Origin of the sequence: Faecalibacterium prausnitzii, from assembly GCF_019967995.1 — a bacterium.
In the GTDB taxonomy this organism is placed as follows: Bacteria; Bacillota; Clostridia; order Oscillospirales; family Ruminococcaceae; genus Faecalibacterium; species Faecalibacterium prausnitzii_E.
The window spans coordinates 2,316,259-2,330,887 of record NZ_CP065377.1 but is presented as its reverse complement, the minus strand read 5'-3'; the positions used below and the strand labels follow the sequence as shown (position 1 = coordinate 2,330,887).

Here is a 14,629-nt window from a genome sequence, read left to right as displayed (position 1 = left end):
CAAAACAGGAAGGGTATATTCGTGATAAAAAATATTGTTTTTGATATGGGAAACGTTCTGGTTCGGTTTGACCCGGAGCTGTTTATGAACCGCTATTCCCTCACCGGCGAGGACCGCAAGCTGATCCGCAACGAGGTGTTCCGCTCGGTGGAGTGGACCATGCTGGACCGGGGTGTCATCGACGAGGAGATCGCAGAGCAGCGCATCCTGCCCCGCCTGCCGGAGTATCTGCATGATGCAGCCCGTGGGCTGATCGAAAAGTGGGACGACCCCATCGTGCCGGTGGAGGGAATGCTGGAGCTTTTGCAGGCACTGAAAGCAAAGGGCTACCGTCTCTACCTACTTTCCAACGCTGCCACCCGTCAGCCTATCTACTGGGCACGGGCAGAAGCCAGCAAGCTGATGGACGGTGCCCTGATCTCCGCAGAAGTCAAGCTACTGAAGCCAGACCCCCAGATCTACCGCACCTTCCTGCATAAGTTTGACCTTCGCCCGGAGGAATGCGTCTTTATTGACGATACACCCATCAACGTGGAGGGCGCACTCTACGAAAACATGGCAGGCATCGTGTTCAACATGGATGTTCCTGCCCTTGCCGAGAGCCTGCGCACTCTGGGCGTGGAATGGTAAGGTTTTGATTGGAGAAATGCTTATGATGATCTGGATCGGTTTGATGCTTTTGATTTGTGCCGGATTCTCTGCTTATGCGGGGGCATCCCAGTTGGAACGGGCAAAACAACATGCGAAGTGTTCTTTGGACGCTTTTACCAAGCGAAGAAATGGGGTAAGTTGTATTTGTCTTTCAATCCTGTTCGTGATCCTTGGGGTAGCTATCAACCTATGACGGTGCATTTCTCCCATCCCCATTTGCTTCTTCCAAAGCCTGTCTGATGGGATTGCTGCTAAACCCTCACAGCGATAGCCCATCGGTGGTTTTGAAAGATAAATATTCCTTCATCTTGTCACTGCATCACAGCAGCAATAAGAGCGGAACCTTGCAAAAGGCTCCGCTCTTATTGTTTAAGAGAGTATTGCATTTCGAGACGGAAAGAATATACTTATATTAGCTAAATTCCAATACTAGATGGAGGGACAACTATGCCTAGACAAAAAGGAAGCAAGAATGCAGTGCGTACCAAGAAAGCAAAGATTGACTATGCAGCTATTATTGCTGAAAAGACCGCTGCCAAGGAGCAAATTGAAACCGAGATTGTTGCACTGTCTGATAACATCAGCGCACTGAAAGACCAGCTGAAAAGTAAAAAATCTGCGTTGAAGGTTGCAACAAAGGATCTTTCTAAAGCAGAGGCAAAAAAGGTTGCAGCCGAAAAAAAGGCCGCTGAAGAATCTAAGAAAGCTGAAGCAGAATCTGTATTGAAAAAGCTGCTTGCCAGCGGTATGTCTGCCGATGAAATTATCGCCAAGCTCCAGTAAACTATTATGGGAACCAGTAAACGAATTTGTCCGAACTGCGGACGTAAAATGAAGTAGCAGTTCATTGGGCTGTTCCACTGCAAATGCGGCATAAGCTGGCGGCGTGACATAGGATTTTTTGAGCGCACTCCAGACATGGTGTTCTCACTGGAACGCAAAAAAAATCGGAAACAAAGTCAAGCAGCTGCCGACGATGCATCATAAGTAAGCAAGACCACCAGCCGTTTTTCCGACTGGTGGCCTTTTTTGTGCTTAATCCTCTGTAATGCCGAGATATTGGTCAATCTCCATGATGCTCTCCCCGCTGACCTCCACCAAATCCTCAAAGGGCACCACGGTGTCGCCCACTTGCAAGGTGCGGAACACCGGGTCGATGCGGTCTGCTTTTCCGGTCAGTGTGATGTAGTTACCCACTGCTGGAACCTCCGGGTGGGCGGTGTCTTCCTTGAAGTACCGCACCGTGATGGTCATGCCCTTGGTGACCTGCATCAGCCGATCGGACAAAGCCGACATTTCTTCCTCGGTCAGAATGCGCTTGGTCACGCGCTCGGTGCGCTGCTTTTCTGCGGCAAGCTGCTCATCATAACCCCGCAGTGCTGCAAAGGGAGAGAAGATCTTCGCCCGGTTCTGCAAGGTCATGCGGGGATGCTTGCGAAGGGATTCTTCGGTCTGGGGGCGTTCCATCTCTATGATGTCCCCATACTTTTGGGCAGTCTCTTGTCCGATCTTGCTATTTTTGTAGTTTTCCATCCGAACCTCCCGCGCTGTGCCCGCCAATCTGCGCGTTGCGCTGGCGCATGGTGGCACCTTCCTCGTAGCTGCTGGCTTTCAGCACGGCGTTTTTGCCGTACTTGTTCTTGATGCCCAGCATGGCTTGCTGGAGTTTTTTCTCCTTTTCCAGCTTCTTGGTGTCGGTGAAAAAGTCCACCTGATAGATACCCTCGTCCGGGGTGACCTTGTTGGCGTTGAGGGTGATGCGCCGCACCGTCAGCGCCGGGTCGGTGATGCGCTCAAACAGCTTTGCGCTTTCGTTGATGAGGGCGCTGCCTAGATTGGTGGGCGCATCAAACCGGATAGTGCCGTGTGCCGCTTTGGGGATGATTCTGCCGTAGCGGTCGGTCTGGGTCAGACCACGGTAGCCGCCCTTGTCCACGTTCTCCCGGTCGTAGCCGATCTCCAAGGTGATGGATTCCGTCACCAGTTTCTTTTCGGTGAGCCGGAACATCAGAATCTCCGCCATCTCCCGGACGATGAGTTTGGCCTTGTCGTTGGGATAGGGGCAGGTCAGCACCTGCCCCTCGCTGATGCTGTTGGTGCTGGGCTTGTAGCTTTTAATCTCGGCCATACCGCAGGGCTCATAGCCCCATGCGTGGTCAATGAGAATTTCCGTATCCACGCCAAAAATCTCATACAGACGATCTTCCCCATGGATTGAAAACCGTGCCAAGTCCCCCATCGTATAAATGCCGTGGGCTTCCAGCCGTTTGACGGTACCGGGACCAGTCATCCAGAAATCCGTCAGCGGTCTGTGGTTCCACAGCAGATACCGATAGGACTGCTCGTCCAGCTCTGCAATGCGAACACCATTCTTGTCCGCCGGGATGTGTTTTGCCACAATGTCCATGGCCAGCTTTGCAAGGTAGAGGTTGGTGCCGATGCCTGCCGTTGCGGTGATGCCGGTGTTGTACAGCACCTCCCGCACCATGGTCATGGCAAGCTCGTGGGCGCTCATGTGGTAATAGGGCAGGTAGCCTGTCACATCAATAAAAACTTCATCGATGGAGTAGGGGTAGATATCCGCCGGGGACACATATTTTAGGTAGGTCTTGTAGATTTGGGTGGAAACGTCCAGATACCGCTGCATTCGGGGCGGCGCAACAATGTAACTCAACCCCAGTGCAGGGTCTGCGTTCAGGGCGTTGGCATCGAAAGAGGTGCTGGTAAAGTGGTACTTGCCATCCTCTCCCCGGACCGTCTTTTTCTGCCGGATAGCAGTTTGTAGCCGCTGGGCGTTGACCTCTTTCACTCGCTGGACGGCTTCAAACAGCCGCGCTCTGCCGGGTATTTTATATGCCTTTAAGGAGGGCGATACCGCAAGGCAGATGGTCTTTTCTGTCCGGGTAGCATCTGCTACCACCAGATTGGTAGTCAGCGGATCAAGATGGCGGTCAACGCATTCCACCGAAGCGTAGAAACTCTTGAGGTCGATTGCGAGATAGGTGCGCTTTTTGCCGTCCATCGTCCTGTCCTTTCCGTGTGCTTATCAGACCTCCACAAACCACCGCCCGAAGCGGCTGGGAAACGTTCGGTCCGCACGTTCAAAAAACAAATGCCGCTCTTGTCCTTTAATGATTACAGTATAACAGTCCCCCGGCAGGTCGGCAATGGTAGATGCTGGGCGGAAGTCCCGCACCTGCTCAATGGGGTACGTCCGACCATCGCCCCATATAATCTGCCGGGGCTGCATATAGCCGGTTGCATCAAAATCAGAAGTCACTTTCACATAAACCTTTTCTGTTTTGCGGCGGTAGTTCTGATTCATTTTTCACAGCTCCTTTGCACAAGATACAACCATTTATCTTATTATAATAAATCTTTGCGCTGTTTTCAAGAGCAAATACAACAACTATTAGCGATACAAAAAATATACGGCTATATTTCAGTGTGAAGCCTGAATATAGCCGTATTTCTGCTTTATGGAAGATTTAATTGTTCTCCTCAAAGTTCTCGACCTGCTCCATGACTTTTTTGAAAACTTCGGGGCTGTACTGTGTTCAGCTTTTCATTCGGACTGCGACCCAAAAGGAACGCATTGTTGTGGCAAGCAGTGCATTCGTCTATACAAATGCCTATTTTGCGCTGCAAAATGCTTGTTGGGGACACCCCAAACCCTTTCACTCTGCACCGTTCCGATGCAGGCTGCGCATTCCTGCGGAACGCTTTTTACCCGGTGATGCTCTCCGGGTCATTGAGGACTTGCATCAGATGGGATGCCGCTTCATCTAAATATTCGTATTTATCTTTTTCTGGAATAGCCGATTTCATAAGCGGAACATCCCACTCCTGCATACATTCAGCAAGCTGCTGTTGTGCGTGCTGTGCAGCCGCCTTTCGCACCTCTGGGGTGACATCCGAATCCAGAACGTAAGCAACCGTAAACTTGCCGCTACAATCTTCAGTAAGCTGCACCATCGAATCGTGTTCTTCCCAGAAGTAACAGAACCAGACGCGGCCACCGATACCCTCCATGCCGGAGCGCAGTTCTTCCTCATCGCTCCACTGCGGAACGGCAGCAAGAATGTCCTGCAAGTCGGTGTAGGCTTGCTGCTCTGCCGGGGTCACTTTTTTGCAGCGGTATTCGTGTTCAATGTTCCGCTGCCAGTACAGAGCCAGCTTGCCTTGCTTGGCACGGTCGATTCCATCGTTGATGTCGGAAAGGATACTGTATCGCGGTTCTCGCATCTTGTTCACCTCGAAATCAATTCTTTGGGAATGAATACATCCTATAAGAAATATTATAGCCTAAAGAATTGCAAAAGAAAAGCGCACCAGCCAAAATTAAGCTGGTGCGCCAGAGTTGCCGCAGGATTATTCTTCTTTGGTGAGGTAAGGCAGATTGGTGATATAGGTGTCCAGAAGGTCAAGTGCCACTTTCTTCTGCATAGGGGTCAGTCCTTCAAGCCGCTTGCTGATTTCATCATCGGTCACATGAGATGCACTTGGAACCAGATCACACAACAATGTGTCTGCGGAAATATTCAGAGCGTTCAGAAGTTTAACAATGGTGGCAAGGCCGGGTTCCTTTAAGCCACGCTCTACCATGCCGATATAGTTGGAGGAAAGCTCGGATTTTTCCGCAAGTTGTTCCAGCGTCAACCCATGCTTTATCCGCTGCTCCCGCAGTCTCTGTCCAAAAAGCTCTTTCATAGCGCAACCTCATCCTATCGTGTTCTTTACACTCCATAGGATACCTGTTAAACGCATGAACATACACAATCGAAAGAGATGAACAATTCCGTTAAAGATTGAACTAACGGAAAAAAGATTGCCGGAAGCAGACCTCTTACGGTCAACTCCCGGCAATCTTTTCTTATCGAACTTGCTCGTTCTCCTGTACTGTTTTTTCTTCCGCAAAAAATCGCTCCACGTTTTTCTGTGCCCGAACCAGTTCTTGCATCTCGTTCCGTGCCTTGCGGTAGTCCGGGTAGGCTGCTTTCTTTTGGGTCAGTAGTTCTGCAAACTCCGCATCCAACTCCTTGACCTTTGGGAGCGTTTTCAAATGGGATTCATCAAACGCCGCTTTCGCCGCCTTGTGCAGAGTAATCTCCTCCCGGTGGGCTTCCAGAAAGGTTTTGCTGTACCCGGCTTTCCGATAAGCAGCGTACACATCACGGGTCTTGGCATAGTTGATGATGTGAGTTTTCAGCACGGCGATTTCGGTCAACCTCGCTTCTGCCGCTTTGATGGAATCCCCCATAGCATGATAACGTTCCGTTGCCGCCGTCGCATGTTCCCGCAGTTCCTCTGCGCTACCGATTTTCTGCTCCTGCAAGAACAGCAGGGTTTTGGACATCTCTTTCAGGTTGAACTTGGTTGCCCACTTTTTGTAGCCGACACTTTTGCCCTCTGCCATTTTCCCCTGAATATCCACCAGCAACTGGAAGGGCTGCTCTTTGGGCAGCTTCTTCTGGTACGGTTGGTGTTTCACCTTGCCCTCCAGCACCGCCTTGATCTCATCCTCGCCATAGCCGGTGCCCAGTGTACGGAACCGGATAAAACGTTTCTGCCCCTTGCCCTTCACCGACGTGTACTTGCCACGTTTCACTTCATATCCCTGCCGCGCCAGCTTTTGCAGAAAAGTTTCGTAATCTCCCGGCTTTTCTGCAAGGATGGTGTCGATGATTCCGCACAGGCGGTCACGATTGCTCTCTTTCGGCGGGTAGACAATGCGCTTTTGACGCTCCCGATAGGGCTTCTTTTCAATGACGGACAGCTGATGCTCTAAGCAAATCAGGTCACTCAACCGCTGCACTGCCAACGCCGAAAAGAAAAAATCCCGGAACTTCCTGCTGCCATTCAATGCTGTGGAGTTGAAGATCACATGGTTGTGGATGTGCTGCCGATCCGTGTGCGTTGCCACTACAAAGGCGTGCTTGCCCTTGGTAAAGCGCATAGCCAGTTCGTAGCCCACCTTGTTAGCCTCCTCTGCGCTGATCTCACCGGGTCGGAAGGACTGCCGTATCTGATAAGCAATTACATCGCTTTTCTGCCTGCGTCCGTTCACAAGGTCGTACTGCCGCTTGGTAAGCATAAACTCTTCATCTGCCGTCAGGGTGCTGCAGGCATAGCTGCTGACATACTGTCCCTGCTCGGTCTTGTCTGGGTTTTCGATATAGTCCGTGCGATTTTTCAGGCAGGCCGCAACGGTCATGCCTTTGTTTTTGTGCAGCGCAATCAACCGTGTTGCTGCCAGTGCCATCACCTCCTACAAAAAATGCCGCACATCGGCGGCATCAAGATCATTTGGATAATTTCTCGTGATCGGCAGCACCTGCCAGATACATGGCTTCCTGCCGAACACTTTCCAATTCGTTGCTGATTGCATCCAATTCCAGATAGAGGCTCCATGCTTCTTCGCCGATAAGAGCTTTCAACGCAATCTCTGCGGCAATCTTTTTCTGGATCAGTGCATGATATTCATCATCGTCTGCAAGTTGTCGTTGCAGAATATCTTTCAGATTTTCCCAATAATAGTCGGTCATAGCATCTGTGTCCATCCAATCCCTCACAATCCGGCAACCCAGCCATTAAAACGCTCCGCCGCGTCCACGATCAAAGCCCCCATGAAGATCAGCGCAAAGCAGCCAAACTCTGCCACCAGCAAGATCAAAAACTGCAGCCACTCCTGACAATAGAGAGTATAGAGACCGCAGCCGAAAATATACAGCATGGGCAGTGCCAGCACAAACGCCGACAGGTTCAGCGTCCATTTCAGCATCAGTACCAGAAATGCACTCAGGAGAACCACAGGAAATAGGAGAACTCTTGCTACGAATTTCATATTGACACCGCCTTTCTGCTTTCAGTATATGGATAGAGCATGAGCCTGTCAATGGTGTTGCCGCCTATGTACCCCCGCAGCCCTCCAACTGCGGGGAGAAATTTAGAGATCAGCCAGCCGGGAAAGGATCTGCCGACCAATCTCAATCAGTTCATCCAGCCGCTGCTGCAGGTCCTCCATGTCGGCGGCATAGACCCGACCATTTTCATTGGCGGCTTTGGCGTACTGATTCAGGTTGTTGCTGCACATCTGCAAGAGATATGCCATGCGTTGCAGGTCTTTCAAGTCAAGGTGCAGGCAATAGCCGTCCAGTGCCATCTTGCGGATATAGGCACTCAGGCTTCGGATGCCCATGCTGAGCATTTTTTCATAGATACGGCTCTTTTCTGTTTTGCTCAAGCGCAGGATGATGGTTTCATCCCGTTTTTCCCTCACCGGGCATCACCATCCTTGTCGTAATAACTGCGGAAGGGCTTCACCGGCTCCGGCTTGTCCGATTTTTCTTCCAGTGCTGCCAGCACCGAGGGGCGGCGCGGGGTATCCTCCTGTTCTTCCTCGTCCTGTTCCGGCTCGTGGCTCTTTTCGTCCACATCCAACTGAGCGTTCAGCTCTGCAAGCCGTGCGGACTTTTCGGCCAGTTCTTCCTCCTGTGGGAAGGGCTTTTCCACCTCAATTTGCGCCGCTGCCTGCTGTTGATGCAGAGTGGCTAGTTCATTCTCAGCAGAGTTAATGCGCTCCGGGAAGTTGTTCAACGAATTATCCAGACGGATAATGTTGCCCAGCGGGTCGGTGCCCAAGGGCACCGTGTACTTTCGCTGCCCCTTCAAAATAGCCTGATACTCACTGCGGTAGGTGTCGAAACGCAGGGACAGTTCAAAACCCCGGTAGCTGCCGATGACTTTTTCTTCGGCGTTTGGCAGTTCAGAACAAGCAAGCACCAGACGCTCACCGGCGGTCTTTTTCTCATCGTAGGTCACGCCCTTGATGGTCATGCCGCAGAAACCCTCTTGCACCTGCGGATGGGCGGCGGCAAGCTGTGCGTCCGCTTTCACCCCAGCAATATAGGCGTTCGTTTCCCGAATGTCAGCCGGGAATTTGGTCAGCAGCTTGTCTTGCAGGCGGAATTTCTGACTCTGGTGGTCGGCTTTCAGCACCTTCAGCTTGGCGACCTGAACGTCCAAGTCCATCTTCTCCTTGATAAGAGGATTTCCGGCACACAACGCCTTGATCTCCGCATACGACAATGCCTGTTCGTCCACATCATCGCAGGAGCGCACCGGGGATTTGGAAGTCATAATTTGGCTGATAAACCGCTGTTTATTCTCAAGGGTCTGAAAGAGGTACGAATCAAATGTGCCTTCGGTGACGTAGTTGAACACCTTGACTTCCTTGTTCATGTTGCCCTGCCGGATGATGCGACCATTGCGCTGGGTCATATCACTGGGTTTCCAGCCGACATCCAGATGATGCACTGCCACAAGACGCTGCTGCACATTGGTTCCTGCGCCCATTTTTGCCGTGCTGCCCAGCAGGACGCGCACATCGCCGGAGCGTACTTTGGAGAATAATGCAGCCTTTTTGGCTTCGGTGTCGGCGTTGTGGATAAACTCGATCTCGTTTTCCGGCACACCGGCAGCGACCAGCTTTTTGCGAATATCATCGTACACGTTAAAGTTGCCGTCGTTTTTCGGAGTGGAGAGGTCGCAGAACAAAAGCTGTGTCAGCTTCTGGTCTTTGCCATCTTCCCAGATTTTCAGCACGTTCTGCACACAGACGTTCAACTTACTGTTGGGGTCGTCCGGCAGCATGGGGTTCATCAAGCGAACGTCCAAGCCGATTTTTCTGCCGTCGTTTGTGACGCAGAGCATATTGTCCACGGAGGCATCCACTGCACCGGAGTGGATTTCTGCAGCACGTTTGCTCAGTTCCTGCACCATTTCCTTTTGAATTTCGGACGGCTTTGCCACCACGGTCTCAAACTTTGCTTCCGGCACAGGCAGGTGAAGCTGGTCGGAAGTTTTGATGTCCGCAACCTCCTTGAACATGGACATCAGCTCCGGCAGGTTAAAGAACTTGGCAAATCTCGTCCTTGCCCGATACCCTGTACCTTCGGGGGCTAATTCGATGGCGGTGGTGGTCTCACCAAAGGTGGATGCCCAGCAGTCGAAGTGGGTCAGCTTTTTCTGCTGGAGGGTGCTGTATTGCAGATACCGCATGACCGTGTACAACTCGGTCATGGAATTGCTCACGGGGGTGCCGGTAGCGAACACCACGCCCCGCCCGCCGGTAATCTCGTCCAGATAGCGGCACTTGCCGAACATATCGCTGGATTTTTGCGCTTCGCTGGTGGATAATCCAGCGACATTTCGCATTTTTGTGGTCAAAAAGAGGTTCTTGTAAAAATGGCTTTCGTCCACAAAGAGCCTGTCAACGCCCAGTTGCTCAAAGGTGATCACATCGTCCTTTCGCTCATCGGAGCGCAGTTTTTCCAGCTTGGTTTCCAGCGTTTTCCGGGTCTTTTCCATCTGCTTGATGGAGAAATTCTCGCCTGCGTGGACTTTCAGCTCATTGATGGCGGCAAGCGTTTCATAAATTTGCTCCTGAATGATACGTTCCTGCCGCTCAAAGGACAGCGGGATGCGCTCAAACTGCGAATGGCCGATGATGACGGCATCGTAGTCGCCAGTGGCGATACGGGCGCAGAATTTTTTGCGGTTGGCAGTCTCAAAATCCTTGCGCCGTGCCACCAGCAGTTTCGCATTGGGATAAAGGTTCAGAAACTCGCTTGCCCACTGCTCTGTCAGATGGTTGGGCACGACAAAAAGTGATTTTTGACATAAGCCCAGCCTTTTCGCCTCCATTGCCGATGCAGCCATTTCAAAAGTCTTGCCGGCACCCACTTCGTGTGCCAACAAAGTATTGCCACCGTACAAAACGTGTGCTATTGCATTACGCTGGTGTTCTCTCAAGCTGATTTCCGGGTTCATACCCACAAAATGAATATGGCTGCCATCGTATTCACGAGGGCGGGTACTATTGAATAGCTCATTGTACTGCCGGACCAGCGCAATGCGCCGCTGGGGGTCCTGCCAGACCCAGTTGGCGAAAGCGTCCTTGATGACCTGCTGTTTCTGCTGCGCCAGCATGGTCTCCCGCTTGTTCAGCACACGCTTGGGCTTGCCCTCGGCATCCTCGATGGTGTCGTAGATGCGGACATCTTTCAGGTTCAGGGTTTCTTCCAGAATCTTATAGGCGTTGGCTCTGCTGGTGCCGTAGGTCTCGGAGGAAATAATGTCACTCCGCCCGGTTGCTGTTTTACCCTCCACACGCCATTCGGCAGTGTAGGGCGAATACCGCACGTTCACGGCTCGCCGCAGATAGTAGGGAATCTGGAACGTCTCGGTCATAAACTTCTGGATAATGTCCGGGTCCAGCCACGTTGCACCCAAGCGCACATCAATTTCAGAGGCTTCCAGTTCTCTGGGCTGCGCCTTTTCCAATGCGGTGACATTGACGGCAAATTCCGGGTTGGTCTCTGCCGCAAACTGCGCCATCCGCAGCTTTGCCCGGACATCGCCGGACAGGTACTCATCTGCCATCTGCCAGCCCGCTTCCGGGTCGGTGGGGTCGGCGGCAGGGTCCTTGAAAATCACACCAGACAATTCAGTGGTAATGCGCCCATAGTCACCGGGTGTGCCCAGCAGTTCTGCCATATAGGGCAAATCCACTTTGCCATGCTCACCAATAGATACCGCCAACGCTTCGCTGGGGGTGTCCACGCTGGTGACGGTGCGCTCCGGGCGAATCGTCCGTTTCGTGAACATCGCCGCCTTGGATTTAAGCTGCCCCTGCTCGTCCAGATTTTCCAGCGAACAAAGCAGATAGTAGGAGGAATCCTGCTCAAACAGCCGCCCATTTCTGCGGTCGTTCAGCAAGCCATATTTGGCGGTAAAGGCATCGTAGGCGGCGTTCAAACGCTCCTGCGTTGCCTTGATGTCCTCGTCCGGGTAGTCGTTCAACTGCTGGTCGATCAGGTCGTTGACGATCTGGCGCAGTTCCACCATGCCGGTGACACGCCCCTTGGCGGTGTCGGACAGTTCTACCTGCGTCATCACGGAATTTTCCCGGTAGAAAACTTCGCCGTCCACTACGGTATAGGAGAAGTTTTTGACCTCCGGGTCAGCCGGGAGAATGTGCTTCTCATTTTCGGCATCCGCAATATCTGGTGTTTCCACCTCAACTTCGGCGTATTGCCCCTCAATATGCTGTACCGCTTCTGCAAGCTGGTCGGCAAGGCTGGTGCCCTCAAGGGGTGCAACGGTCAGTTCCTCCCGTCCGTACTGGGTGCTTTCGGTGGTCAATTCACCCAGAACCATCTCCGGGTGGTCTACGAAATACTGGTTGATGGCAAAGCCGTCCTCAGTCTTGCCAAGCTGCACCCAGTCCGGCTCAATATCCGCAGGGCGGTCACGCTTCTGCAAAAAGATAATGTCGCTGACAACATCGGTACCAGCATTGGCACGGAACGCATTATTCGGCAGACGGATTGCACCCAGCAGATCGGCACGTTCCGCAATATGCTTGCGGGCGGTGCTGTCCTTGCTGTCCATGGTGTAGCGGCTGGTGACGAACGCCACCACACCGCCCGGACGCACTTGGTCGATGGCTTTCGCAAAGAAATAATTGTGGATGGAAAATCCCAGCTTGTTGTACGCTTTGTCGTTGACCTTATACTGACCAAAAGGCACGTTGCCCACCGCCAGATCGTAGAAATCACGGCGGTCGGTGGTTTCAAAGCCGGCAACAGTAATGTCAGCCTGCGGGTACAGCTTTTGGGCGATGCGCCCGGTGATAGAATCCAGTTCCACGCCGTACAGCCGGCTGTCTGCCATGGTGTCCGGCAGCATTCCAAAGAAGTTGCCCACGCCCATACTAGGTTCCAGAATGTTACCGCTGTGGAAACCCATGCGCTCCACGGCATCGTAGATACTACGGATGACGGTAGGGCTGGTATAGTGGGCGTTCAGGGTGCTGGAACGGGCAGCAGCGTACTCATCCTCGGAGAGCAGCCCTTTCAGCTCCGCATATTCCTTCGCCCAACTATCTTTGCCGGGGTCAAAGGCATCCGACAAGCCGCCCCAGCCCACATACCGGGAAAGCACCTGCTGCTCCTCGGCGGTGGCACCACGGTGCTCCTCCTCCAGCTTGAACAGGGTGCGGATGGCTTCAATGTTCCGGGCATATTTCTGCTTTGCGCCGCCCTCGCCCAGATGGTCGTCCGTGATGTGGAAATTTCCGACAGGTTCAGACTCAGGTTCTGCGTTGACGGCTTTATCCAAAGCTGCGGCATCCGGGAAAGTCTGCACTTCGCCGTCAATGACCGTTGAGATCGGCAGTTCATCCAGTTCTTCGTCAGACGGCTCCGGCTCGTCCTTGTCTGCTAAAAATTTTGCGTGTTCGACTTTGAGCCACTCGGCGGCTTCTCTGTCTGCAACTTCTTTTTTCAGATTTTCCAGATAAGATTCTGCCTGCTTCTCGTCAGAAAACTGTGGAACGGCGTGATTGGTTTCATAGTAGTCATCATAAAGATCATCCCAGATAGCAAAAAGCGGCATTTTACCGTCAACGACTTTTCGGACAGAGAAACGTTCGTATTCAGGCACTTCGGATTCCTTGGCGATGGCTTCTGCCTGCGCCAGCATTTTATCCACACGCTGAGCAGTCGCACTCTGTCGCAGCCCCTGCTCAAACTGCTGCTTGTTAATAACCTCATTGTCCCAAGACTGCCCGTGCGCACTGGTGTCGATGCGCACATCGGTTTCGCCAACATAGCCAATTTTCCCTTCAATGGTTCGGGTAGGAAGGTCAACGATAACATTGTCACCGACCTTATAATCGGGCAGGGGGTGTTCCATCACATCCTGTTCCTGCTCGTACAACTCCCGGACAAGAGCCAGCGGTTCCTCCCGGAAAATTGGCATCCGCATCTCTGCCAGTGCTACATCCTGCAGGGACACACTGCCCTTATCGAAGTTGACGTTATCCACCCGGAAAGCGCGTCCTTCCATGTGGACGGTGGCTCCCAGCGGCAGATAATCTTCCCGGCGCAGATACTTGGTCTGGTGGTGGGTGCCGTCCTCGTTCAGCCCAGCAAGATAAACATTCTCGCCGTACTGCCACAGTTGTTTGGCACGGTGCGCCCACTGGTCGCTAGGGAAGCCGGTGACAGGGACGGTACCCAATTCCGTTTCCTTTTCCAGCAACTTTCCACCTACAAGTTCGCAGACCTTCCGGGCATCCTCGCCGTAAAACTCAAACTGCCCATTCTGCTCAAAGCCTACCAGCGCATCCGGGTGCTGCTCCTTCAGGGCGTTGTACTCGGTGGCAGCATCCAGCGGCAGCAGTGCCGGGCGTTCCTCCACCTTACTGTGGTAGTGTTCCAGTTCTTCATCCGTGACACTGACCAATTCCGAGAAATCCAGAGCCTCCAGCTCGGTTTCGGTCAGCTCCTCCAGACTTTCGTACTGCCGTTCGTCGATCAGCACCTCGCCCAGATACCGTTCCACCCGGTATCCCACCAAATCCACATTAACTTGAATGGGAATATCCTCATCGGTGGCGTGGGTGTAGGCAATGCCGATCTTGGACAGGTCGGAAAAGTCCGGCTCGGAGTCGTACTCCTCCTGACAAAACTCCCGGATCAGGTTTTTGGCATGGGTCAGGGCACCATCCGGCTTTGCGCTGACCGGCGCAGGCGGCGAATAATGCTCCTTTTCCTTGTCCGTCAGGTAACGGTCGGACTGGATCATCAGGTCGATATACTTTTCCACCTGTGCCCATTTCAGGGTGATTTTCTGATGGTCGGGATAACGGTCAAATTCCAGACCCTTTCCATCATGGTTCACAAAGCCGCTGCTGCCATCCAGATAATCGTGGGAGTGCCCACCGATGCCGTACTCCTTTGCCAGTGCTTTGGCACGGAGTTTGCGGTCAGGCTGGGTCTGGTACAGCGCCATAATGCGCTGTTTGCCGCCTGCAAACCCTGATCCATGCCGCCGCAGCTCGTTCTCAATTTCAGCCTGCGACAAAACAAAAGCGGAGGGCGTTTTTTCGCTCTCCGCTTGGTCGATCTTC

General features: G+C 52.7%; 13 protein-coding genes. 3 read left to right on the top strand and 10 right to left on the bottom strand.

Features of this window, described 5'->3' with window-relative positions:
• Window positions 1-21 precede the first annotated feature (21 nt).
• The 3 genes from I5P96_RS11390 to I5P96_RS11380 all read left to right on the top strand — a co-directional run bounded on the left by I5P96_RS11390 (window position 22) and on the right by I5P96_RS11380 (window position 1,434).
• Window positions 22-630: an HAD family hydrolase gene (locus I5P96_RS11390; protein WP_223382190.1), complete on the top strand. Its 609-nt coding sequence runs from the start codon at window positions 22-24 to the stop codon at window positions 628-630.
• Window positions 631-652: 22 nt separating this feature from the next.
• The gene (locus I5P96_RS11385) at window positions 653-844 is read left to right on the top strand and encodes a hypothetical protein (protein WP_223382188.1); all 192 of its coding nucleotides are present in this window, start codon (window positions 653-655) and stop codon (window positions 842-844) included.
• 254 nt (window positions 845-1,098) lie between these two features.
• Window positions 1,099-1,434, top strand: a complete 336-nt coding sequence (locus tag I5P96_RS11380; RefSeq protein ID WP_223382187.1) for a hypothetical protein — start codon at window positions 1,099-1,101, stop codon at window positions 1,432-1,434.
• A 252-nt stretch (window positions 1,435-1,686) separates the two neighbouring features.
• On the opposite strand, the gene I5P96_RS11375 is transcribed toward I5P96_RS11380, so the two are convergent.
• The 10 genes from I5P96_RS11375 to I5P96_RS11330 form a co-directional block, all read right to left on the bottom strand.
• Entirely contained in the window at window positions 1,687-2,184 is a 498-nt protein-coding gene (locus I5P96_RS11375; protein WP_223382185.1) for a hypothetical protein, read from the bottom strand.
• On the bottom strand, window positions 2,165-3,673 hold the full coding sequence (locus I5P96_RS11370; protein ID WP_223382183.1) for a DNA methylase: 1,509 nt from the start codon (window positions 3,671-3,673) through the stop codon (window positions 2,165-2,167). Before I5P96_RS11370 ends, I5P96_RS11375 begins: the two co-directional genes overlap by 20 nt.
• Window positions 3,674-3,697: 24 nt before the next feature.
• Window positions 3,698-3,976: a hypothetical protein gene (locus I5P96_RS11365; protein WP_223382181.1), complete on the bottom strand. Its 279-nt coding sequence runs from the start codon at window positions 3,974-3,976 to the stop codon at window positions 3,698-3,700.
• Window positions 3,977-4,377: 401 nt separating this feature from the next.
• Window positions 4,378-4,905 (bottom strand): hypothetical protein, encoded by a 528-nt coding sequence (locus tag I5P96_RS11360; protein ID WP_128117804.1) that lies wholly within the window; start codon window positions 4,903-4,905, stop codon window positions 4,378-4,380.
• Window positions 4,906-5,022: 117 nt separating this feature from the next.
• Window positions 5,023-5,361, bottom strand: a complete 339-nt coding sequence (locus I5P96_RS11355; RefSeq protein WP_117930527.1) for a helix-turn-helix domain-containing protein — start codon at window positions 5,359-5,361, stop codon at window positions 5,023-5,025.
• 163 nt (window positions 5,362-5,524) lie between these two features.
• Window positions 5,525-6,907 carry a relaxase/mobilization nuclease domain-containing protein gene (locus I5P96_RS11350; RefSeq protein ID WP_117930530.1) on the bottom strand — a complete coding sequence of 461 codons (1,383 nt, stop codon included), beginning with the start codon at window positions 6,905-6,907 and terminating at the stop codon, window positions 5,525-5,527.
• A gap of 46 nt (window positions 6,908-6,953) precedes the next feature.
• A complete protein-coding gene (locus I5P96_RS11345; RefSeq protein ID WP_147350029.1) occupies window positions 6,954-7,196 on the bottom strand; it encodes a hypothetical protein in 243 nt (80 codons plus the stop codon).
• Window positions 7,197-7,219: 23 nt separating this feature from the next.
• Window positions 7,220-7,495 (bottom strand): hypothetical protein, encoded by a 276-nt coding sequence (locus tag I5P96_RS11340; protein ID WP_055191361.1) that lies wholly within the window; start codon window positions 7,493-7,495, stop codon window positions 7,220-7,222.
• A gap of 102 nt (window positions 7,496-7,597) precedes the next feature.
• Window positions 7,598-7,930 carry a plasmid mobilization protein gene (locus I5P96_RS11335; RefSeq protein ID WP_117930529.1) on the bottom strand — a complete coding sequence of 111 codons (333 nt, stop codon included), beginning with the start codon at window positions 7,928-7,930 and terminating at the stop codon, window positions 7,598-7,600.
• Window positions 7,927-14,511 (bottom strand): DEAD/DEAH box helicase family protein, encoded by a 6,585-nt coding sequence (locus tag I5P96_RS11330; protein ID WP_411703521.1) that lies wholly within the window; start codon window positions 14,509-14,511, stop codon window positions 7,927-7,929. The genes I5P96_RS11335 and I5P96_RS11330 overlap by 4 nt, the downstream gene beginning before the upstream one ends.
• Window positions 14,512-14,629 lie beyond the last annotated feature (118 nt).